This window comes from Dactylosporangium sp. NBC_01737 (genome assembly GCF_035963215.1).
Classification (GTDB): Bacteria; Actinomycetota; Actinomycetes; order Mycobacteriales; family Micromonosporaceae; genus Dactylosporangium.
Genome location: NZ_CP109153.1, coordinates 2,993,659 through 3,014,216 on the forward strand (window position 1 = coordinate 2,993,659; position 20,558 = coordinate 3,014,216).

Annotated in this window: 20 protein-coding genes; 16 read left to right on the forward strand and 4 right to left on the reverse strand. The window is 71.4% G+C overall.

The features are described from left to right. The first annotated feature begins 50 nt into the window (after positions 1-50). The 10 genes from map to truA all read left to right on the forward strand — a co-directional run bounded on the left by map (position 51) and on the right by truA (position 6,813). On the forward strand, positions 51-839 hold the full coding sequence (gene map, locus OHA72_RS13375; RefSeq protein ID WP_327011549.1) for a type I methionyl aminopeptidase: 789 nt from the start codon (positions 51-53) through the stop codon (positions 837-839). Positions 840-1,455: 616 nt separating this feature from the next. Then, positions 1,456-1,989: a DUF1707 SHOCT-like domain-containing protein gene (locus OHA72_RS13380; RefSeq protein WP_327008151.1), complete on the forward strand. Its 534-nt coding sequence runs from the start codon at positions 1,456-1,458 to the stop codon at positions 1,987-1,989. A gap of 185 nt (positions 1,990-2,174) precedes the next feature. Next, a complete protein-coding gene (gene infA / locus OHA72_RS13385) occupies positions 2,175-2,396 on the forward strand; it encodes a translation initiation factor IF-1 (protein WP_007073013.1) in 222 nt (73 codons plus the stop codon). 75 nt (positions 2,397-2,471) lie between these two features. Continuing rightward, positions 2,472-2,588 (forward strand): 50S ribosomal protein L36, encoded by a 117-nt coding sequence (rpmJ, locus tag OHA72_RS13390; RefSeq protein WP_014687778.1) that lies wholly within the window; start codon positions 2,472-2,474, stop codon positions 2,586-2,588. Positions 2,589-2,771: 183 nt separating this feature from the next. Continuing rightward, positions 2,772-3,152, forward strand: a complete 381-nt coding sequence (gene rpsM / locus OHA72_RS13395) for a 30S ribosomal protein S13 (protein WP_203845098.1) — start codon at positions 2,772-2,774, stop codon at positions 3,150-3,152. A 42-nt stretch (positions 3,153-3,194) separates the two neighbouring features. Then, on the forward strand, positions 3,195-3,605 hold the full coding sequence (gene rpsK / locus OHA72_RS13400; protein ID WP_203845099.1) for a 30S ribosomal protein S11: 411 nt from the start codon (positions 3,195-3,197) through the stop codon (positions 3,603-3,605). A 2-nt stretch (positions 3,606-3,607) separates the two neighbouring features. Further along, complete coding sequence (gene rpsD / locus OHA72_RS13405; protein WP_033357645.1) at positions 3,608-4,234, forward strand: 30S ribosomal protein S4; 627 nt, start codon at positions 3,608-3,610, stop codon at positions 4,232-4,234. An 87-nt stretch (positions 4,235-4,321) separates the two neighbouring features. After that, complete coding sequence (locus tag OHA72_RS13410) at positions 4,322-5,347, forward strand: DNA-directed RNA polymerase subunit alpha (RefSeq protein ID WP_327008152.1); 1,026 nt, start codon at positions 4,322-4,324, stop codon at positions 5,345-5,347. A 30-nt stretch (positions 5,348-5,377) separates the two neighbouring features. Next, the gene (gene rplQ / locus OHA72_RS13415) at positions 5,378-5,923 is read left to right on the forward strand and encodes a 50S ribosomal protein L17 (RefSeq protein WP_327008153.1); all 546 of its coding nucleotides are present in this window, start codon (positions 5,378-5,380) and stop codon (positions 5,921-5,923) included. A 74-nt stretch (positions 5,924-5,997) separates the two neighbouring features. Then, the gene (truA, locus tag OHA72_RS13420; protein WP_327008154.1) at positions 5,998-6,813 is read left to right on the forward strand and encodes a tRNA pseudouridine(38-40) synthase TruA; all 816 of its coding nucleotides are present in this window, start codon (positions 5,998-6,000) and stop codon (positions 6,811-6,813) included. A gap of 793 nt (positions 6,814-7,606) precedes the next feature. Here the strand turns inward: truA and OHA72_RS13425 are convergent. Then, positions 7,607-9,718 (reverse strand): hypothetical protein, encoded by a 2,112-nt coding sequence (locus tag OHA72_RS13425; RefSeq protein WP_327008155.1) that lies wholly within the window; start codon positions 9,716-9,718, stop codon positions 7,607-7,609. A 668-nt stretch (positions 9,719-10,386) separates the two neighbouring features. Between OHA72_RS13425 and OHA72_RS13430 the strand changes: the two genes are divergently transcribed. From OHA72_RS13430 to OHA72_RS13445, 4 genes are read left to right on the forward strand one after another with little or no spacing between them, the layout of a single operon-like run. Beyond that, positions 10,387-11,013, forward strand: a complete 627-nt coding sequence (locus tag OHA72_RS13430; protein WP_327008156.1) for a class I SAM-dependent methyltransferase — start codon at positions 10,387-10,389, stop codon at positions 11,011-11,013. A gap of 3 nt (positions 11,014-11,016) precedes the next feature. Further along, a complete protein-coding gene (locus OHA72_RS13435) occupies positions 11,017-12,669 on the forward strand; it encodes an ABC-F family ATP-binding cassette domain-containing protein (RefSeq protein ID WP_327008157.1) in 1,653 nt (550 codons plus the stop codon). Positions 12,670-12,718: 49 nt separating this feature from the next. Next, complete coding sequence (thiD, locus tag OHA72_RS13440; RefSeq protein ID WP_327008158.1) at positions 12,719-13,519, forward strand: bifunctional hydroxymethylpyrimidine kinase/phosphomethylpyrimidine kinase; 801 nt, start codon at positions 12,719-12,721, stop codon at positions 13,517-13,519. Between the two features lie 28 nt (positions 13,520-13,547). Continuing rightward, positions 13,548-13,793 carry a DUF2630 family protein gene (locus OHA72_RS13445; RefSeq protein ID WP_327008159.1) on the forward strand — a complete coding sequence of 82 codons (246 nt, stop codon included), beginning with the start codon at positions 13,548-13,550 and terminating at the stop codon, positions 13,791-13,793. Positions 13,794-13,820: 27 nt separating this feature from the next. On the opposite strand, the gene OHA72_RS13450 is transcribed toward OHA72_RS13445, so the two are convergent. The 3 genes from OHA72_RS13450 to nirB all read right to left on the reverse strand — a co-directional run bounded on the left by OHA72_RS13450 (position 13,821) and on the right by nirB (position 17,807). Continuing rightward, complete coding sequence (locus OHA72_RS13450) at positions 13,821-14,963, reverse strand: uroporphyrinogen-III synthase (RefSeq protein WP_239135727.1); 1,143 nt, start codon at positions 14,961-14,963, stop codon at positions 13,821-13,823. An 85-nt stretch (positions 14,964-15,048) separates the two neighbouring features. Further along, entirely contained in the window at positions 15,049-15,387 is a 339-nt protein-coding gene (nirD, locus tag OHA72_RS13455) for a nitrite reductase small subunit NirD (RefSeq protein ID WP_327008160.1), read from the reverse strand. Further along, a complete protein-coding gene (gene nirB, locus OHA72_RS13460; RefSeq protein ID WP_327011550.1) occupies positions 15,384-17,807 on the reverse strand; it encodes a nitrite reductase large subunit NirB in 2,424 nt (807 codons plus the stop codon). The genes nirD and nirB overlap by 4 nt, the downstream gene beginning before the upstream one ends. Before the next feature lie 407 nt (positions 17,808-18,214). Here nirB and OHA72_RS13465 point away from each other — a divergent pair, with 407 nt between their 5' ends. After that, complete coding sequence (locus tag OHA72_RS13465) at positions 18,215-18,910, forward strand: hypothetical protein (RefSeq protein WP_327008161.1); 696 nt, start codon at positions 18,215-18,217, stop codon at positions 18,908-18,910. A 205-nt stretch (positions 18,911-19,115) separates the two neighbouring features. Further along, positions 19,116-20,465: a nitrate/nitrite transporter gene (locus tag OHA72_RS13470; protein ID WP_327008162.1), complete on the forward strand. Its 1,350-nt coding sequence runs from the start codon at positions 19,116-19,118 to the stop codon at positions 20,463-20,465. The last annotated feature ends 93 nt before the right edge of the window (positions 20,466-20,558 follow it).

Sequence of the window (20,558 nt, forward strand, 5' to 3'; positions counted from 1 at the left end):
TGGCGCACCAGGTCGAGATCGAGCTCAAGACCCCCGAACAGATCGGCCAGATGCGCCGCGCCGGCCTCGTCGTCGCCGACGCCCTGGCCCGCATGCGCGCCGCCGTCGCGCCCGGCGTGTCCACCGCCGACCTCGACGAGATCGCCGAGGACACCATCCGGGCCGCCGGCGCCATCCCCTCCTTCAAGGGCTACCACGGCTTCCCGGCCTCGATCTGCTCCTCCGTCAACGACCAGGTCGTGCACGCCATCCCCAGCAGCCGCCAGGTCCTGCGCGCCGGCGACCTCATCTCCATCGACTGCGGCGCCGAGCTCGACGGCTGGCACGGCGACGCCGCCATCACCGTCGGCGTCGGCGACATCAGCAACGACCTGCGCCGCCTCGTGACCGTCGCCGAGGACGCCATGTGGGCCGGCATCGCCGCCGCCGCCCGCGGCGTCCGCTCCGGCAAGGGCCGCCTCACCGACATCTCCTTCGCGATCCAGTCCGCCGTGCGCAAGGCCGGCCGCTACGGCATCGTCGACGGCTACGGCGGCCACGGCATCGGCAGCGCCATGCACCAGGACCCCTTCGTCGAAAACTCCGGCCGCCCCGGCAAGGGCCCCGCCCTGCGCCCCGGCATGGCCCTCGCCATCGAGCCGATGATCACGAAGGGCAAGCCGAAGGTCGCAGAGCTCGACGACGGCTGGACCGTGGTCACCGTCGACGGCTCAATCGCCGCCCACGTCGAGCACACCATGGCCATCTGCGACGACGGCGTCTGGGTCCTCACCGCCCCCGACGGCGGCAGGGCGCGGCTGGGTGAGCTCGTCACCGCGCGGCAGCAGGTCAACGCGTAGCCCATCCATGCGGGCTCCGGTCCGTTGTGGGCACGCTCCGTCGCTCCCGTCAGCCACCGGTCAGGCCTTGACGGCCTTCCCTGCCACCTCCGCGTCCAGTTGCGCGGCCGCGACCTGCGGTCGCGACAAGCACGCGGCCGTGAACGGCCGCGACGCGACCTGCGGCCGCGACAAGCACGCGGCCGTGAACGGCCGCGACAAGCGCCTCCCGGCCGCGCGCCACGCACCACCGGTCGTGATCGAAGTCGCGCGAGGGTCGCCGGGGGAGCCGCGGGGCGACTTCGATCACGGGTCCAAGATCGAATCTGACCCGGTATCCGGCGGGCCGCATGATCGAAGTCGTGGCCTGGTCGTGGGCGTGACCGGCCGCAAGGTCGCGCCCTTGGCTCCGCGTGGCGCAAGGCGGAAATGTCCGTTCTTGCGCTCCGGCTGGTCGGCGGTGATCCAAGGCGGGTGGCGGTCGGCGGATGACGTGTTCGAGGCCGGGCGCCGGGTGCGTGGGCGGGCCGGGTGAGGCGGTGGGCGTACCGTGGCGGCTTTGCAATGGTGGGGGTGGAACAGCGGCGGGCGCGGATGGGATGCTTCACTCGGGGAACGAAACTCGGGGAGGGTGGCAATGGCGGTGGCGGACCGGCGGGAGAACTTGCGCGCAGCCGACGTCGACCGGCAGTTCGTGGCCGAGCGGCTCAAGGCCGCGGTCGACGAGGGGCGCCTGTCGCTCAGTGAATACGACGATCGGCTCAAGGACACCTACGCCGCCCGGACGTATGGCGATCTCGACGTGATCCTCGGCGACCTGCCCGGTTTCCGCCCGGTCGACAGCGCCGCCGTGGCCCCGGCCAGTGGCTATGCGGCCGCGCCGACGAGCCCGGCGCCCGCGTTCGGGGGTTCGAAGGGCCAGTTCGGCCGTCAGCCGCACTGGCTGCTGGGCATATGGAGCGGCTGGCTGATCGCCGTCACCGTCAACGTGGTGATCTGGGCCCTGGTGAGCATCTCCAACGGTGAGGCCGTCTACTTCTGGCCCATGTGGGTCGCGGGGCCGCTCGGCGCGGTCCTCCTCGCCACTTCAGTGAGCACCTATCTGGCGGGTGGGCCGGACGCCGCGCGGGAGCTGAAGCGGGAGCGCCGGCGGCAGCGCCGCGAGCGTTGAGACCCCGATTTGGTGCATCGCGTTCACCGCGCGTAGACTTCCCCATTGGCGCAAAGCGTCCACTCAGGCATGCCCCCACGCGCTTCTAGTGGCAGGCCTGAGCCGCGGCTGGCGCGGTCCCCCCATGGGGACCGTGAAAAGGATGCGCGCGTCACACCCAACCCGATCGTCAGGTAGCGGAGGACATGCCGAAGAAAGACGGGGCCATCGAGATCGAGGGCCGAGTGATCGAGCCACTCCCGAACGCAATGTTCCGGGTGGAGCTCGCCAATGGCCACAAGGTCTTGGCGCACATCAGCGGGAAGATGCGGCAGCACTACATCCGCATCCTGCCCGAGGACCGAGTGGTCGTCGAGCTGTCGCCTTATGACCTGACTCGCGGGCGCATCGTCTACCGCTACAAGTAAATCGGTGTCGGTTCCCAGGAAACGGTCGGGACTGTCGCTCCCATGTAGGGGTGCGCAGCGAGAGTTAGGCACACCGTGAAGGTCAAGCCGAGCGTCAAGCGGATCTGCAACAACTGCCGGATCATCCGGCGGCACGGCCGGGTCATGGTCATCTGCAGCACTGACCCGCGCCACAAGCAGCGCCAGGGCTGAGAAGCCCCGGCGGCGGATCCACCCAGCACCACCTAGTTTTAGCCCGTTCCAGCCCCGGGCCACCGCGCGTGTTGCGTGCGGAGCGCGTGGGCTGCACCCCCGGTCGGAGGCCGGGGCCCGTCTGTGGGCAGACGGGAGTGGAGCGGGCTCAGACCTCCGCACACGCAAGGAGCACGCCCACCTATGGCACGTCTCGTTGGTGTCGATCTCCCGCGCGAGAAGCGCACGGAGATCGCACTCACCTACATCTATGGAATCGGTCGCACCCGATCCATCGAGCTTCTGGCCGCTACCGGCATCGACCCCAACAAGCGGGCTCGTGACCTGACCGATGAAGAGATCGTGCAGCTGCGCGACTACATCGAGGCCAACTTCAAGGTTGAAGGCGACCTGCGCCGCGAGGTCGCCGCGGACATCCGCCGCAAGGTTGAGATCGGCTGCTACCAGGGCATCCGGCACCGCAAGGGCCTGCCCGTGCGCGGACAGCGCACCCGGACCAACGCCCGCACCCGCAAGGGTCCGAAGCGCACGGTCGCCGGCAAGAAGAAGCCGGGCAAGAAGTAGTAGTCGGTCAGGTAGAGAAAACAATCTAGGAGCGCATAGAGAATGCCGCCGAAGGCTCGCGCCGGAGGGACCGCTGTCAAGAAGGTCCGGCGCAAGGAACGCAAGAACGTCGCCCACGGGCAGGCGCACATCAAGAGCACCTTCAACAACACCATCGTGTCGATCACCGACCCGACCGGTGCTGTCATCTCCTGGGCCTCCGCCGGCCAGGTGGGCTTCAAGGGCTCGCGCAAGTCGACCCCGTTCGCCGCGCAGCTGGCCGCCGAGGCCGCCGCTCGCCGCGCGATGGAGCACGGCATGCGCAAGGTCGACGTGTTCGTCAAGGGTCCCGGCTCCGGCCGTGAGACCGCGATCCGCTCGCTGCAGGCCGTCGGCCTGGAGGTCGGGCAGATCAGTGACGTCACGCCGCAGCCGCACAACGGTTGCCGTCCGCCGAAGCGCAGGAGGGTCTGACGATGGCTCGTTACACCGGGGCCGACTGCCGTCGCTGCCGTCGCGAGAAGATGAAGCTGTTCCTCAAGGGCAGCAAGTGCGACGGGCCGAAATGCCCGTTCGAGTCGCGTCCCTTCCCGCCCGGCCAGCACGGTCGCGGCCGGCCGAAGGAGACCGAGTACCTCCTGCAGCTGCGCGAGAAGCAGAAGGCCCGTCGTATCTACGGCGTCCTCGAGCGTCAGTTCGCCGGCTACTTCGACGAGGCTGTGGCCAAGCCCGGCAAGACCGGTGAGGAGCTGCTCAAGATCCTTGAGTCGCGCCTCGACAACGTGGTCTACCGTGCCGGCCTCGCCACGTCGCGTGACGCGGCCCGCCAGCTGGTGAGCCACGGCCACATCCAGGTCAACGGCAAGAAGGTCGACATCCCGTCGTACCGGCTGCGCGAGCACGACATCGTGCAGGTTCGGCAGAAGTCGCGGGAGCTCACCCCGTTCCAGATCGCTCAGGGCCTCGCGGGCAGCAAGACCGTCCCGGCGTGGCTCGAGTTCATCCCGAGCGAGCTCAAGGTCCTGGTGCACAGCCTGCCGGCACGGCAGGTCATCGACACCCAGGTCCAGGAGCAGCTGATCGTCGAGCTCTACAGCAAGTAGCTCGTGTTTTGGGGGGTGGGGCGTTTGCGCTCTGCCCCCTCGGAGCGCGTCAAATAGCGGGCGCGCAACGAATCGGAGGAACCGAAAGTGCTCATCTCACAGCGTCCGAGTCTCGCCGAAGAGATCGTCAGCGACACCCGGTCCAAGTTCACCATCGAGCCGCTCGAGCCTGGCTTCGGCTACACCCTCGGCAACTCGCTGCGTCGCACCCTGCTCAGCTCCATCCCGGGCGCGGCGGTGACCAGCATCAAGATCGACGGTGTCCTGCACGAGTTCACCACGATCCCCGGTGTCAAAGAGGACGTCGTCGAGCTCGTCATGAACGTCAAGGAACTGTGCGTCAGCTCCGAGCACGACGAGCCGGTCTCGATGTACCTGCGCAAGCAGGGCCCCGGCGACGTCACCGCGGGCGACATCCAGCCCCCGGCCGGCGTCTCCGTGCACAACCCCGACCTGAAGCTGGCCACGCTCAACGGCAAGGGCCGGCTCGACATGGAGCTGACCGTCGAGCGCGGGCGCGGCTACGTGACCGCGAACCAGAACAAGCAGCAGGGCCAGGAGATCGGTCGGATCCCGATCGACTCGATCTACTCCCCGGTGCTCAAGGTCACCTACCGCGTCGAGGCCACCCGCGTCGAGCAGCGCACCGACTTCGACCGGCTCATCATCGACGTCGAGACCAAGGCGTCGCTGACCCCCCGGACCGCGCTGGCCTCCGCCGGCTCGACCCTCGTCGAGCTGTTCGGCCTGGCCCGCGAGCTCGACGAGACCGCAGAAGGCATCGACATCGGCCCGTCGCCGCAGGACGCGCAGCTCGCTGCCGACCTGGCGCTGCCGATCGAGGAGCTCGACCTCACCGTCCGCTCGTACAACTGCCTCAAGCGCGAGGGCATCAACTCCGTCGGGGAGCTGATCAGCCGCACGGAAGCAGACCTCCTCGATATAAGGAATTTCGGTCAGAAGTCGATCGACGAGGTCAAGATGAAGCTCGCCGGGATGGGTCTGGGTCTCAAGGACTCCGCCCCGACGTTCGACCCGGCACACGTCGTGGACTCGTTCGCCGATGTTTCCTACGACGACACCGACGACTACCGCGAGACCGAGCAGCTCTAAACCGGCTGCTGTTCGATTTGAGGAGCCCCAATGCCCACGCCCACCAAGGGTCCCCGCCTCGGCGGCAGCCCCGCGCATGAAAAGCTGATGCTGGCGAACCTCGCCACCTCGCTGTTCAAGCACGGACGCATCAAGACCACCGAGACCAAGGCCAAGCGGCTGCGCCCGCTCGCCGAGCAGCTCATCACCAAGGCCAAGCGCGGAGACCTGCACGCGCGCCGTCAGGCGCTCGCTGTGGTGCGCGACAAGGACGTGGTGTTCCAGCTGTTCGACCAGATCGCGCCGCGGTTCAGCAACCGGCCGGGTGGCTACACCCGCATCGTGAAGACCGGCCCGCGCAAGGGTGACGCCGCTCCCATGGCGATCATCGAGCTGGTCGAGGAGCTCGAGGTCGCCGTCGCGCCGGCGCCGCGCAAGGCCGCCGCTCGCAAGGCCGCCAAGGCCGACTCGATCGCGGTCCTCGCCGGTGAGGACACCGACGAGGTCCCGGCCACCGCCGCCGCGTCCTCCTCGGATGACGCTCCGGAGTCGGCCGACGACGCCGCTGCGGACAAGGACGACGAGACCAAGGCCTGATCACAGGCCTGAAGTCGATGGCCCGGCACCCTGCGTAATGGGGTGCCGGGTCAATTTTTTCGGAGGGTGTAGCGTTGAGGAGAATCCGCGTCCGCCTCGACGTGGCATACGACGGGACCGACTTTTCAGGGTGGGCGATCCAGCCGACCCGCCGCACCGTCGCCGGTGAGCTGACCGCCGTCCTGACCCGCCTGTTCGGCGCCGTCGAAGGCCTGACCGTCGCCGGCCGCACCGACGCCGGCGTTCACGCCACCGGCCAGGTCTGCCACGTGGACGTCCCCGCCGACCGCTGGGAGACCCTCGAGCCCGCGCTGCTGCGCAAACTCGCCGGCCTGCTCCCTCTGGACGTCCGCGTGCACGCCGCGACCGAGGTACCCCCGGAGTTCGACGCCCGCTTCTCCGCACTGTCCCGGCGCTACGAGTACCGCGTCACCGACGCCGTCTCCGGCGCCTCGCCGCTGCGCCGCCACGACACGGTCGCCTGGCCCCGCCCGCTGGACCTGGCCGCCCTCAACGCCGCCGCTTCGGGCCTCGTCGGCGAGCACGACTACGCCGCCTTCTGCCGCCGCAAGGAACACGCCACGACCATCCGCGCCGTCAACCGCCTCGACTGGCGCCGCGACCCGGACGGCATCCTCGTGGCAACCGTGCAGGCCGACGCGTTCTGCCAGCAGATGGTCCGCAGCCTCGTCGGCGCCCAGCTCTTCGTCGGCGACGGCCGGCGCGCCGCTTCGTGGCCGGCGGGGCTGCTCACCCGCCGGGTTCGAGCTGACGAGGTGACGGTCGCGCCGGCGCATGGGCTGTCGCTGGTGGAGGTGCGGTACCCGGACGACCCCGCGGAGCTGCGCATCCGGTCGGAACTGACCCGCCGCCGCCGCGACGCGGATTGACCGGCCGGAACCGACCCGCCACAGCGTCGCGGACTGGCTGACCGGAATCGCCCCGCCGCCGTGGACTGCCGCCCCCGCGACGCGGACTGGTCGAGCCAGGTTTCTGCTGCTGCTTTGGGGTTTTCGCTGGCTGTGCTTCGGATCGTCGCTTGACCTGCCGGTGCGGCGCGAGCTGCTGGTCTGCTGGGGCTACTGCTTCGGGCGTGGGCTGTTTGGTGTGGACCGGGCAACCGGGGTGCGGGTGCGACGTTCGCGGTGTTCCCCCGCGATGCGGGCCGGTCGCGGTTCCCCCGCGATGCGGGCCGGTCGCGGCGATCCCTGCGGCGGCGGGGATGCCAGCTGCGGCGGCGGGATGCCAGCGCGGTGGCGGGAATGGCGCGGATGTCAGAGCGGTAGCGGGGATGCCAGCGCGCGAATGGCTCGGCAGCGGACCCGGGCGTGCGGCAGGCGGGCGGCCGTAGCAGGCCTGCGAGGGTTGAGTGCGTCGAGCGGTATGACCGCCGTGGGCGTTCATGAGTGGCGTCCAGCGCCGTGAGTGCGCCGTCAGCGTCCGTGTGGCGTCCAGCGCCGTGAGGTGCCTGTGCGCGCCAAGCGGTGGCGGCGCCGGGCCGCCCGTGGGGTGAGCCAGCGGCGTGAGGGGCGGGGCGCCTGCAAGGTGCGTCGGGCACGCCCTCTTGTGCGAGAGCTGGCGGGCGCGAAAGGGTCCGGCTCGTCGGCTTCCAGGGAATGGGGGCCAGGCGCGAGGCCGCGACAACGCGAAGAAAATCGGGGTCTCTTCGCGTTGTCGGCGGCGTCAGCTGGGTGGAACAGCGGGCAGGGAGGCTGCTGGGGTGGCGTCCGGCTGGATGATGGCGCGGTTGCCGATGATGCCGTTCTCCAGGTAGGTCTCGACGATGTCGTACGTGATCTGGTTCGGGTACGGGTCGTCCGGCGCGAACTCCTTGCCGTCGACCCTGGCAATGACGACGAAGGCGATGAAGTGCCCGCGGTAGTTCCAGCCGAGCTGGGTCGGGGCGCGGACGATCGCGTCGGTGCCGGTGCCCGCGCCGACGCTCATGCCGGCGAAGCGGCCCTTCTGGCCGTCGACGATGGGCTTGACGCCGTCGAAGGCGGTTGCCGCGGCCTTCTCGGTGTCGAGGTTGAAGATGCCGGCGGTGATCAGGTAGTCCTCGTTGGGTGACTTCATCGTCGCCCGGACGACTTCGGAGCAGCCGGCGCCGGCGAGCAGGGTGGCGAGTTCGTCGGTGGCGGCGGTCTTGCAGTCGGGCGAGGCCTGGGTCTTGAGGATCAGGTACGGAGGCTCGTCCGCCACCGCGACGATGTTGTTCTGCGGGAAGACCTCGGCCTCGGTGAGCGGGGCGGGGTCGACCTGGCGGCTGCTGATGTCGCGCTTCTTCGGGCCGGCGGTGGCGCTGGAGCGGGCCGAGTCGGGGCCGTTCTTCTCGTCCTTGAAGATGAACCAGGAGCCCAGGCCGCACGCGGCGAGCAGGACGATGACGCCGATGGCACTGAGCGCGGCGACCCAGCGGTGCGGCCGGTGCTCGCTAGGGAGGGGTTCGGCGACGGCGGCGCGGGGCTTCCCGGGGCGGCGGTCGGCGGGCCGGGCGCCCGGTGGCTCTCGCAGTGCCCGTTGGGCACCGGTCCCGGTGTACTCGCCCGTGCCCCGCCCCCGGCCGCGGCGACCGGTGCCGGACGGCTCGTCGAACGGCAGCCCGTCGTCGAGGGGGCGTCGCTGGTGGGGGGCCTCGTCCGACACGGGGCGCCGCCGGGTGGCGGTGCCGCTCGCCTCGAACGCGGCGCTCGGCGGGTCGTAGCCGGCGGGCTCGAACCCGTCCCGCCGGCGCCGCGCCGTGCCCGTGTCGTCACGGCGCGCAGGGACCTCGTCGAAGTCGAAGCCGCCCCGCCCGCGCCGCCCAGGGCCCGTGTCGTCCCGCCGGAACCCGGCGATCTCGTCCCGCCGCAACCCGGTGGTGTCGTCGCGGCGCAGGCCGGCGGTGTCGTCGGGCGCGCCCGTGTAGAAACCGCCGCGCCGACCGGTGTCGGGACCAGGCCCGAAACCAGAGCCGGTGGCAGGTCCAAGACCGGAGCCCGCAGCGGGACCGGGGCCGAAGCCGGAACCCGTGGCAGGTCCCCCGGCGAGTCCAGGGCCGGAGCGTTGCCGGTCGGCGCCGGTGTCAGGCCCGACCGGTTCGAAGCCGCCGCGACCACGCCGCGACGTGCCGGTGTCGTCGCGCCGGAACGCGGCCGGGTCCTCGGCCCCACGGGATCGCCGACCGGTGCCTGTCTCCATGGCGGCGGCAGGTGTACCGGTGGGATCGAACCCACGCCGGCCCGCCGCGGTGTCCGGGGCGCCGCCGTCGCGGGCCCGCCGCCCAGAGGTCGGGGTCTCGGTGAAGCCGTCGGGTGCGGCCCGGCGGCCGGGTGGCGGGGCGGGCTCGTCGAACCTGCGGCGGGCGCTCGTCGACGTCGTGTCCGACTCCTCCGCCGCGCGGCGGGCCCGGCGGCCGGTGGCGCCGCCGCTGGTCGGGCTGCTCTCGGGGCGCATCGTCGGGAAGATCGGCACCAGCGGCGGCGGCTCGGTCGCGGGCCGGGGCGGCGTGGAGGCGTCGAGGGGCTTGATGATCGGGACGAGGGCGGGGCCGTGATCGTACGACTCCGAAGGGCGACCTTCCGGGGCACGCCTGCCACCGCTGGACGGCTCGTCGTCGGCGCGGGCGCGGCGGCGGCCGCCGCCGCGCGGCTCGGTGGTCTCGACGGGCAGTGGCGGCTCGATCGCGGCGCGTGCCGGCGGCGGTGGACCGGGGCGGGTGAACACGCCGCTCGGTGAGTCGCCGCGTCCGGCCCGGGGACCGGCAGGCTCGTCGCGGACCGGCCGGAACGCGCCACCGGCGCTGTCGTCCCGCAACGGCCGGAAACTTCCACCGGGCGGGTCCTCACGAGGAGGCCGCGGCGCCCGGAACACGCCACTCGGCGAGTCCCCCGGCGGTACCCGGAACGACCCGCTCGGCGACTCGTCCCGAGGTGCCCGGAAGGACCCGCTCGGCGAGTCCTCACCACGTGCCCGCCGCCGCCCGCCACCAGGCGGACCTTCCGGCGCACGGGGATCAACGCGGGGATCAACGCGGGGATCGACACGGGGATCGACACGGGGACCAAGACGAGGATCGACCGGCGGCGTCGCCCGGAACACCCCGCTCGGCGAGTCGTCCCGCGGCGCCCGGAACGACCCGCTCGGTGAGTCGTCAGGACGCGAACGACCAGGGCGGCCACGGGGACCGTCGTCGAAGCCTGGCTCGTCGAACGACGGCGGTGGCGCCGAGAACGGGTCCGGTCCGCTGCCGCGGAGCCCGGCCAACCAGTTGTCGGCCTCGTCCGCCTCGTCCCGGCGGAACGAGTCGGAGCGCCGCTTCCGGCGCTGCTCGTTCCCAGAAGTCATGTCGCACAGGGTAGCCGACCGTCCTGGGAGGTGGCGTGTCGGCGATGTTTCGCGCAATCCGAACGAGTGGGGCGGAAGCAGGGCCGTTCACCTGCTTGGGGACAATGCGTTGCGTCATCGGTCGAGGGAGGGGCATCGTGTCCGGCGAGCACTATTTCACGGCCGAGCCGGCAGCGGCCACAACGCGGCACGAGGTCGTGTTCACCGTGCACGACCAGGAGTTCCGCCTGGTGGCGACGGGTGGCGTGTTCTCGGCGAGCCGGCTGGACCCGGGCACCGCGGTGCTGTTGCAGCGGGCGCCGCTGCCCGACGCGGCGACGACGGGGCACCTGCTGGACCTCGGCTGCGGATACGGGCCGATCGCGAAGGTCCTCGCGGCCAACGCCCCCAGGGCGACGGTCTACGCGGTCGACGTCAACCAGCGGGCGCTCGAACTGGCACAGCAGAACACGGGGCCGAACGTGATCACGGCGCTGCCGGACGAGGTACCGGAGACTGTCGGGTTCGCGCAGATCTGGTCGAACCCGCCGATCCGGATCGGCAAGCCGGAGCTGCACGCGCTGCTGCTGCGGTGGCTGCCGCGGCTGACCCCGGACGGCACCGCGTGGCTGGTCGTGGCCAAGAACCTGGGTGCGGACTCGCTGCAGCGGTGGCTGGTCGAGCAGGGGTACAGCGCCGAACGGCACGCCAACCACAAGGGCTTCCGGATCTTCCAGGTCCGAAAAGCGGGCGACGGAACCGCCGCAACGGCGCAGAATTCCTGACTCGTGGGATACGTGGACGTGGCAGGGGTCGGGCACACCCTCGCAGATGGTCGGGAACTGTTCGCCGAGGTGTCGTTCCGGGTCGGTGAGGGTGCCAAGGTCGCGCTCGTCGGACCCAACGGCGCCGGGAAGACGACGCTGCTGAAGATGGTCGCCGGGGACCTGCCGGTGAAGGCGGGGGTGATCGCGCGCTCCGGTGGGCTGGGCGTGATGCGCCAGTTCATCGGCATGATCGGCGACGACCGGACCCTGTACGACCTGGCGCTGCAGCTCGCACCCGCCGGCCTGCAGAAGGCCGGGGAGCGGCTGCACGCCGCCGAGCTGGCGATGCACGCCGAGGGCACCGAGAAGGCGCAGCTGCGCTACGCGAACGCCCTGGCGGCGTGGGGTGAGGCCGGCGGGTACGACGCCGAGGTCCTCTTCGACACGGTGAGTGTCGCCGCGCTCAACAAGCCGTGGGACGAGACCCGGGACCGGCCGGTGCGGACCCTGTCCGGCGGGCAGCAGAAACGCTTCGCGCTGGAGCTGCTGCTGCGCGGCGACGACGAGGTGCTGCTGCTCGACGAGCCCGACAACTTCCTGGACGTACCGGGGAAACGCTGGCTGGAGGAGCGGCTGCGCGAATCGTCGAAGTCGGTGCTCTACGTGTCGCACGACCGCGAGCTGCTCGCACGGTCCGCGGACCGGGTCGTGGCCGTGGAGGGCGGCTCGGCGTGGGTGCATCCGGGCGGGTTCGCGTCCTGGCACGAGGCGCGCGTCGCCCGGCACGAGCGCCTCGACGAGCTGCGCCGTCGCTGGGACGAGGAGCATCAGAAGCTCAAGGATCTCGTCCTGATGTACAAGACGAAGGCCGCCTACAACGACGGGCTGGCGTCGCGGTACCAGGCGGCGCAGACGCGGCTGAGGAAGTTCGAGGAGGCCGGCCCGCCGCCGACGCCCCCGAAGGACCAGGACATCCGGATGCGGCTGTCCGGCGGGCGGACCGGCAAGCGCGCGGTCATGTGTGAGCAGCTGGAGCTGGACGGGCTGACGTACCCGTTCGACCTGGAGATCTGGTACGGCGACCGGCTCGCCGTCCTCGGCGGCAACGGCACCGGCAAGTCGCACTTCCTGCGGCTGCTGGCCCGCGGCGGCACCGACCCGGACCCGACGCAGACACCGATCGGGGTGCAGATCGCGCCGGTCGCGCACGGCGGGTCGGTCCGGCTCGGCGCGCGGGTGCGGCCGGGGCACTTCTCGCAGACCCACGACCGGCCGGAGCTGCTGGACAAGACCCTGGTGGAGATCCTCTGGCGGGGCGATGACTGGCGCACCGGGCTGCCCAGGCCGCAGGCGATGCCGGCGCTGTCGCGGTACGAGCTGGCGGGGCAGGCGGATCAGCGCTTCGGCACCCTGTCCGGCGGGCAGCAGGCCAGGTTCCTGGTGCTGCTGCTGGAGCTGTCCGGGGCGACGCTGCTGCTGCTCGACGAGCCGACGGACAACCTGGACCTGGCCAGCGCCGAGGCCCTGGAGGAGGGGCTGCGCAGCTTCGACGGCACCGTGATCGCGGTGACGCACGACCGCTGGTTCAGCCGCTCGTTCGACCGTTTCGTGCTGTTCCGCGCGGACGGCGAGGTGGTGGAGGTACCGGAGCCGGTGTGGGAGGGACGCGGCTGACGGACGCCCTGTCCGTGGCGGTGCGTCACCACGTGCTCACATTGGCCCGGTGGATCCCTCTGTTGTGCTCACCGTCGGCGCGTCCGACTCGTCCGGTGGTTCCGGAATACAGGCTGACCTGCGCACCCTCGCCGCGATGCGGATGCACGGGGCGTCGGTGGTGACGGCGGTGGTGTCGCGGAACACACGCGGCACCACCGACGTGTACCCGCAGCCGACGACCGTCGTGTCCGCGCAGCTCGGCAGCGTCCTGGAGGACCTGCCGGTGGCCGCGGTGAAGACCGGCATGTTCCCCAACGCGGAGACGGCGATCGCGGTCGCCGCCCGGGCCCGGTCCGGTGCCCTGCCGAACCTCGTCGTCGACCCGGTCCTGGAGGGCGTCGGCGGCTCCCGGAAGGGGCTCGCCGCGGCCCTGGAGCGGCTCCTGCCGCACGCGCTGGTCGCGACGCCCAACCGGGAGGAGGCGTCGATGCTGGTCGGCTGGGAGGTCGTCACGCCCGACGACATGGCGAAGGCGGCCGCGCAGTTGTCGGCCGGCGGGCCGCGGTACGTGGTGATCACGGGTGGCGACTTCGTGGTCGGCGACAACGCGCTCGACGTGCTCTGGGCCGACGGCGCCGCCAGGCTGCTGCACAGCCCCCGGGTCACCAGCCGCAACACCGACGGCAGCGGCGCCACGTTCGCGACCGCGGTCGCGGCCCGGCTCACCCTCGGCGACGATCCGGCGGAGGCGATCGCCTGGTCGAAGGGGTTCGTCGGCCGCGCGATCAGCGACGCCGCGGACTGGCGCATCGGCGCCGGCACCGGCCCCATCGACCAGTTCGGCTGGTCGGCGCTCACCCTGCGGTAGCGGTACGTCCAGCGGGCATGATGCACGTATGGACGAGAAGACCCTGATCCACCAGATCTCTGCGCTCGTGGACGACGAGCACAAACTCCGCACCCAGCTGCAGACGGGCAAGATCACCGAGCAGGAGGAGCACGACCGGCTCGGCGACATCGAGGCACAGCTGGACCAGCTGTGGGACCTGCTGCGCCGCCGGCGCGCGGCGAAGCTGCAGGGCGTCGCGCCCGACGAGGTCCAGGCGCACACCCTCGACGAGGTCGAGCACTACCTGCAGTAGGTACGGCTGGTCCTGCAGCAGGTGTGACTAGTCGACCCGCAGGCGGTAGCCGCGCTTCACCACCGTCTGCACGAAGGCGGGACCGCCGAGGGCGGCCCGGAGCCGGGCCACGGCCATCTCGACCGCGTGCTCGTCGGCGCCGCGGGGCAGCTCACGCAGCAGCGCCGCCCGGGACAGGACCCGTCCGGGCGACGCTGCGAGTGCCCGCAGCACCGCCATCGGGCCGGGCGCCAGGGGCTTGAGCGTGCCGTCGATGATCGCGGCGTGGCCGCGCAGCGTGACCGCGGCGCCCGCCACGTGCAGGGTGGGTGCCCGTTTCGGCAGCTCGTCGACGAGGATGCGCACCAGCGCGCCGAGGCGGGCCCGCTGCGGCGCCGCCACGGGCACGCCCAGGCGCTTCAGCGGCGCGGCGGTCACCGGACCCACACACGCGGCAAGAACGTCGGTCCGCAGCGCCTCCAGGACGTCCGGCGCCTCCGACCCGGCGACGCGCAGCAGCGAGCTGACCGCCGGCGCCGACGTGAACGTGACGGAGTCGACCAGCCGGGAGCAGATCAGGTCGACCAGCCGTCGCAGCGGCGCCGGGTCGACGGGCGGGGCCCACCGGTACACCGGGATCTCCACGACGATCGCGCCGGCGTCCCGCAACGCGGTGGTGAACTCCGGGTGCGGCTCGCCGTGCAGCTGCAGCGCGATCCTCCGCCCGGCGATCCCGCCCGGGAACCCGCCGCCGAGGAGGAAGTCGAGGACCTCGTCGCAGCTCTCCGTGTCCGGGGACCAGGCCTCGATCATGCCGGCGGCGCGGACCGCACCCTTGGCCTTGGGGCCGCGGGCGATCAGGTACGCGTCGCTGAGCCGGGACCGCAGCGCCTCGCCCAGGCCCCACCCTTCGGCGGCCTCGATCCAGCCGCGCAGGCCGATGCCGGTCGTCGCGATCACGATCTCCGGCGGCACGTCGACGCAGGACACGGTCGCGGCCTTGAGCTCGGTGTCGTCGGCGACGGGCACGATGCGCAGCGCCGGCGCGAGGACGACCCGGGCGCCGCGGCGCTCCAGGAGCGCGCTGAGCTCGTCGCGGCGCCGGTCGGCGGTGACCGCCACGGTGAACCCTGCCAGGGGCAGGTCCTCACCGGACGTCGGACGCGCCTCCAAGGTGCTGCTCGCGCTCATGCCGTCCCCTCCGCTGCGCTCCGGCGCCGGCCTGAACCACAACCGCGCCCATGGTGAGCGGACCATCCGCTGCGCTGCGGGCCGCTCACGTCATGACCTCGACAGGGAGCGCGACCTCGACGAGCCCTTCGCGGATCCGCACCGGGTACACCGGCACCCGCACCCCGGGCTGGTCCAGGCACTCGCCGCTGCGCAGGTCGAACACCTGCTTGTGCATCGGCGACGCGACCGTGGGCACGTCGCCGCGGCTGCCGACGATGCCGCGGGACAGCACCGCGGCGCCGCTGATCGGGTCGAGGTTGCCGAGGGCGTACACGTCGCCGTCGTACACCCGGAACAGTGCCACCTGTGCCCCGTCGACCAGGGCGGCGACGCCGCGCTCCGGCTCCAGGCGGGGGTACGGGCAGACCACGGTCCACTTCATGAGCGCACTCCAAGGACGACGGGAACGGGCTGTCCGCGTTCGGAAGCGAACGAGATCGTCGGGTCCGGGGTGTCCGGCGCGTTGACGAACGACACGAACCGGGCGAGGCGCTCCGGGTCGTTGATCGTCGCCTGCCACTCGTCGACGTACGAGCCGACGTGGTGGGCCATCATGGCGTCGAGCTCCTCGGCGATGCCGAGGGAGTCCTCGACGATGACGGCCCGCAGGTAGTCCAGGCCGCCCTCGAGGGCCTCGATCCACGCCGAGGTGCGCTGCAGGCGGTCGGCGGTGCGGATGTAGAACATCAGGAACCGGTCGACGATCCTGATCAGCTCCTCGGTGGTGAGGTCGCTGGCGAGCAGGTCGGCGTGGCGGGGCCGGAAGCCGCCGTTGCCGCCGACGTAGAGGTTCCAGCCGTTGTCGGTGGCGATGATGCCGAAGTCCTTGCCCTTGGCCTCGGCGCACTCCCGCGCGCAGCCCGACACGGCCGACTTGAGCTTGTGCGGCGCGCGCAGCCCCCGGTACCGCAGCTCCAGCTCGACGGCGAGCCCGACGGAGTCCTGCACGCCGTAGCGGCACCAGGTCGACCCGACGCAGGACTTCACGGTGCGCAGGGCCTTGCCGTAGGCGTGCCCGGACTCGAACCCGGCCTCGACCAGCCGGTGCCAGATCGCCGGCAGCTGCTCGACGCGCGCGCCGAGCAGGTCGATGCGCTGCCCACCGGTGATCTTCGTGTACAGGTTGAAGTCGCGGGCGACCTCACCGATGACGATCAGCTTGTCGGGCGTGATCTCGCCGCCGGGGATCCGGGGGATCACCGAGTAGGTGCCGTTGCGCTGGATGTTGGCCAGGAAGTGGTCGTTGGTGTCCTGCAGCGCCGCCTGCTCGCCGTCCAGGACGTAGTCGTTGTGCAGCGAGGCGAGGATCGAGGCGACCGTCGGCTTGCAGATGTCGCAGCCCCGCCCGGTGCCGTGCTCGGCGACCAGCTGCGAGAACGTGCGGATGTCGCGGACCCGGATGATGTCGAACAGCTCCGCCCGCGACTGGGTGAAGTGCTCGCACAGCGCCTTGCTGGCGGTGACGCCGCCCTCGGCGAGCAGCTGCTTGAGCAGCGGCACGCACGAGCCGCAGCTGGTGCCGGCCCGGGTGCAGGCCTTCAGCGCGGGCACGTCGGTGCAGCCCTGCTCGTGGATCGCCGCGGTGATCTGGCCCTTCGTGACGGCGTTGCAGGAGCAGATCTGGGCGTCCTCGGACAGCGCCGCGCGGGGCGCGTCACCGGCGAGCAGCGCGAGGGGCGAGGCCGGCAGCGGGCCGCCGACGCTGGCGCGCAGCGCCGGGTAGGAGCTCGCGTCGCCGACGAGGATGCCGCCGAGCAGGGTCTGCGCGTCGTCGGACAGGACCAGCTTCGCGTACGTGCCGCTGGCCGGGTCGAGGTAGACGACGTCGAGCAGGTCGGTGCGCAGCGCGTCGCCGAAGCTGGCGACGTCGACGCCGAGCAGCTTCAGCTTCGTGGACGTGTCCGCGCCGGGGAACGACGCGTCGCCGCCGAGGAGCCGGTCCGCGACGACCTCCGCCATCGCGTAACCGGGTGCCACCAGGCCGTAGCAGCGGCCGTCGATCTCGGCGCACTCGCCGATCGCGTACACCGCCTCGTCGCCGGTGCGGCAGCCGGCGTCGACGATCACCCCACCGCGCGCCCCCGTAGCGAGTCCCATCGTGCGGGCCAGCTCGTCGCGCGGTCGGATGCCGGCGGCCACCACGACGATGTCGGCCGGGATGTGCGCGCCGTCGGACAGGGTCAGCGCGAGCGTGGCGTTGACGGACTGGCTCGGGCGGATCGCGGTGGTCGCGGCGCCCAGGTGCACCCGGACGCCGAGGTCCTCGACGTACTTGCGCAGGACCGCGCCGCCGGCCTCGTCGACCTGCACCGGCATCAGCCGCGGCGCGAACTCGATCACGTGCGTGCGCAGGCCCAGCAGGCGCAGCGCGTTGGCGGCCTCCAGGCCGAGCAGGCCGCCGCCGATGACCGCGCCGACCTCCCTGCCCTGCGCGTGCGCCCGGATCGCCTCCAGGTCGTCCAGGGTGCGGTAGACGAACACGCCCGGCTGGTCGACGCCGCTGATCGGCGGCACGAACGCGGACGAGCCCGTCGCCAGGACCAGGGCGTCGTACTCGTACATGCCGTGCGCGGTGGTGACCTTGCGGGCGGCCCGGTCGATCGCCAGCGCCGGCTCGCCGAGGTGCAGGTCGACCCCGTCGGGAACGTCGTAGGTGAGGTCCTGCGCGGACGCGCCGTCGAAGAACGCCGACAGCCGCACCCGGTCGTACGCCGAGCGGCTCTCCTCGGCCAGGACCGTGATCTCCCACTGCCCGGTGGTGTCGCGGGCGCGCAGCGCCTCCACGAACCGGTGCCCGACCATGCCGTGGCCGACGACGACGACCTTCACCGGCCACCACCCAGATCGATGCTGATCGTTGCGACGCGGGGTGCCCTCAGGTGACGCGGGCATGGCGGCACGGTTTCGGCGTTGTTACCGGCGGCAGCAGGCGTGACACCTGGCTGCGAGCTGGGGATGGCGACCGCTTCGGACATGGCCAAAAGGCTGCCGCCGGGCGGTTTCGCTCCAGCGTCCCGAATGTTTCGCGCCTGCTAAGAGCGCCTCACACGACCTCTGAGCAGGAAGTTACCCGCGGCGCGCGCCGGGGGGTCGACGGCGGTCGATGCAGCACGGTCCGGTGAAGGGCGTGCCAGATCCTCCCACGGTAGGGTTCGGCGATCTGCTCGTGGGGGTAGACAGAAACGGACCCCGATATGAGGAGGAACCAGATGCGCTCGACCGCCAAGGTCACCATCGTGGCCATAACGGTGCTGGGCATCGGACTCGCCGGCTGCAGCGACGGCTCCGGTACCCCCGGTGCCGGAGCCAGCGGCAAGACGTCGGCCGGCGCCTCGGGTGCGACGACGACCACGTCCGGCGGCCCGACCGGCACGACCGAGACCGGCGCGGCGGCGCCGTGCCTCATCGGCACCTGGAAGGCCACCGGCCTCACCGGCAAGCTCAGCGGCCCGGTCACGGGCACCTTCACCGGTGGCGGCGGCACGCAGCTGACCATCGACGCCGCCGGCAAGGCCCAGGTCGACTTCACCCCGATGCAGCCGGTCACCTTCGCGTTCACCGTCGCCGGCGGCGACGTCAAGGGCAGCTTCGGCTACGGCGGCAAGGTCAACGGCACCGTCAAGACGCCCACGGCCGCCACCGGCACCTGGGAGCCGACCGGCAGCGTCGACTTCAGCACCCTCACCGTCACCGTCGACCTGACCAGCCCCGCCGCGGTCCGGGTCGCGGACAAGACCTCGATCGCCGACTACGCCGGCACCGGCACCGCCGACACCGGCGGCGCCGTGGACGCCCAGCCCGTCCTGAAGAAGGCCAGCTACGACTGCTCCGGCGGCAGCACCCTCAAGCTCGGCCCGCCCCAGGGCGGCCCCGACACCGGCACCTGGACCTTCACCAAGGCGTGACCGTTACTGGCTCCGTCGGCTTCGCCGGCGGTTCCGTGGGGGGCTGCGCCTCCCCACACCCCCCCATGCTCGCTTCGCTCCCACTCGAGCCGATCCCCACGGCGGCGGTTCTCACAACCGCGGAACCGCCGCCGTGGGGGAAACGTTTCGGCGAGGACAAGAAGGGTGCGCTCGACGGAAACCCGGCCTCCATACGGTCCCCACCATGACTCTCGCCGTGGAAACCGTCGATCCGGGCGCGCAGCCTCCGCGCCCCCGACGTGGTCGCTGGATCAACGACTGGCGACCCGAGGACCGCACCTTCTGGGATGAGGCCGGAGCGAAGATCGCCCGGCGCAACCTCATCGTGTCCATCCTGTCGGAGCACATCGGCTTCTCGATCTGGAGCCTCTGGTCGGTCTTCGTCCTGTTCCTCGGCCCGAAGTACGGCTTCGACCCGGCCCAGAAATTCCTGCTCACCAGCGCGCCCACCCTCGTCGGCGCGGTGCTGCGCCTGCCGTACACCTTCGCCGTGGCGACCTTCGGCGGCCGCAACTGGACCATCTTCAGCGCCCTGATGCTGCTGGTCCCGAGCATCCTCGCCGGCATCATCCTGGAGCCCGGCGTCTCCTTCACCACCCTGCTGCTGGTGGCCTCGGTCGCCGGCGTCGGCGGCGGCAACTTCGCCTCCTCGATGGCCAACATCAACGCGTTCTACCCGCAGCGGCTCAAGGGCTGGGCGCTGGGCATCAACGCCGGCGGCGGCAACATCGGCGTCCCCGCGGTGCAGCTCGTCGGCCTGCTCGTCCTCGCGACCGCCGGCGCCTCGCACCCGCGCCTGATCATCCTGATCTACCTGCCGCTGATCGTGATCGCGGCCGCCCTCGCGGCCATCTACATGGACAACCTCACACACGCCGCGAACGACCGGCACGCCATGCGCGACGTCATCAAGGACCGGCACGCCTGGATCATGTCGCTGCTGTACATCGGCACCTTCGGCTCGTTCATCGGCTTCGGCTTCGCGTTCGGCCAGGTGCTGCTGGTGCAGTTCAAGTCCGACTTCGACACCCCGGTCAAGGCGGCCTACCTGACGTTCCTCGGCCCGCTGCTCGGCTCGCTCATCCGGCCCATCGGCGGCGCGCTCGCCGACAGGTTCGGCGGGGCGAAGATCACCTTCTGGAACTTCGTCGGCATGGCGCTGGGCGCGACCCTGGTGCTCGTCGCGTCGCGGCAGCACTCCCTGCCGCTGTTCCTGACCGGCTTCATCGCCCTGTTCATCTTCAGCGGCATCGGCAACGGCTCGACCTACAAGATGATCCCGGCGATCTTCCGAGCCAAGTACCCGGCCGACGAGAACCAGTCCCGGCGGCTCGCCACGGCCCTCATCGGCGTCGCCGGGGCGATCGGCGCGGCCGGCGGCGTCCTGGTCAACCTCGCCTTCCGGCAGTCGTTCCTGGCGTACAAGACCGGCGACGGCGCCTACATCGCCTTCCTCGCCTTCTACGCCGTCTGCTTCGCCGTCACCTGGTTCGTCTACCTGCGCAAATCACCCGCCAAACTCGAAGGAGTCTGAGGCCGTTTTGACCGCACAACAGCGGCCCGGTATCGTGGACCGCTGTTGTGCGATGACAAGGCGTCCCCACCGTTCGGGTACGCTAGGTGGTCG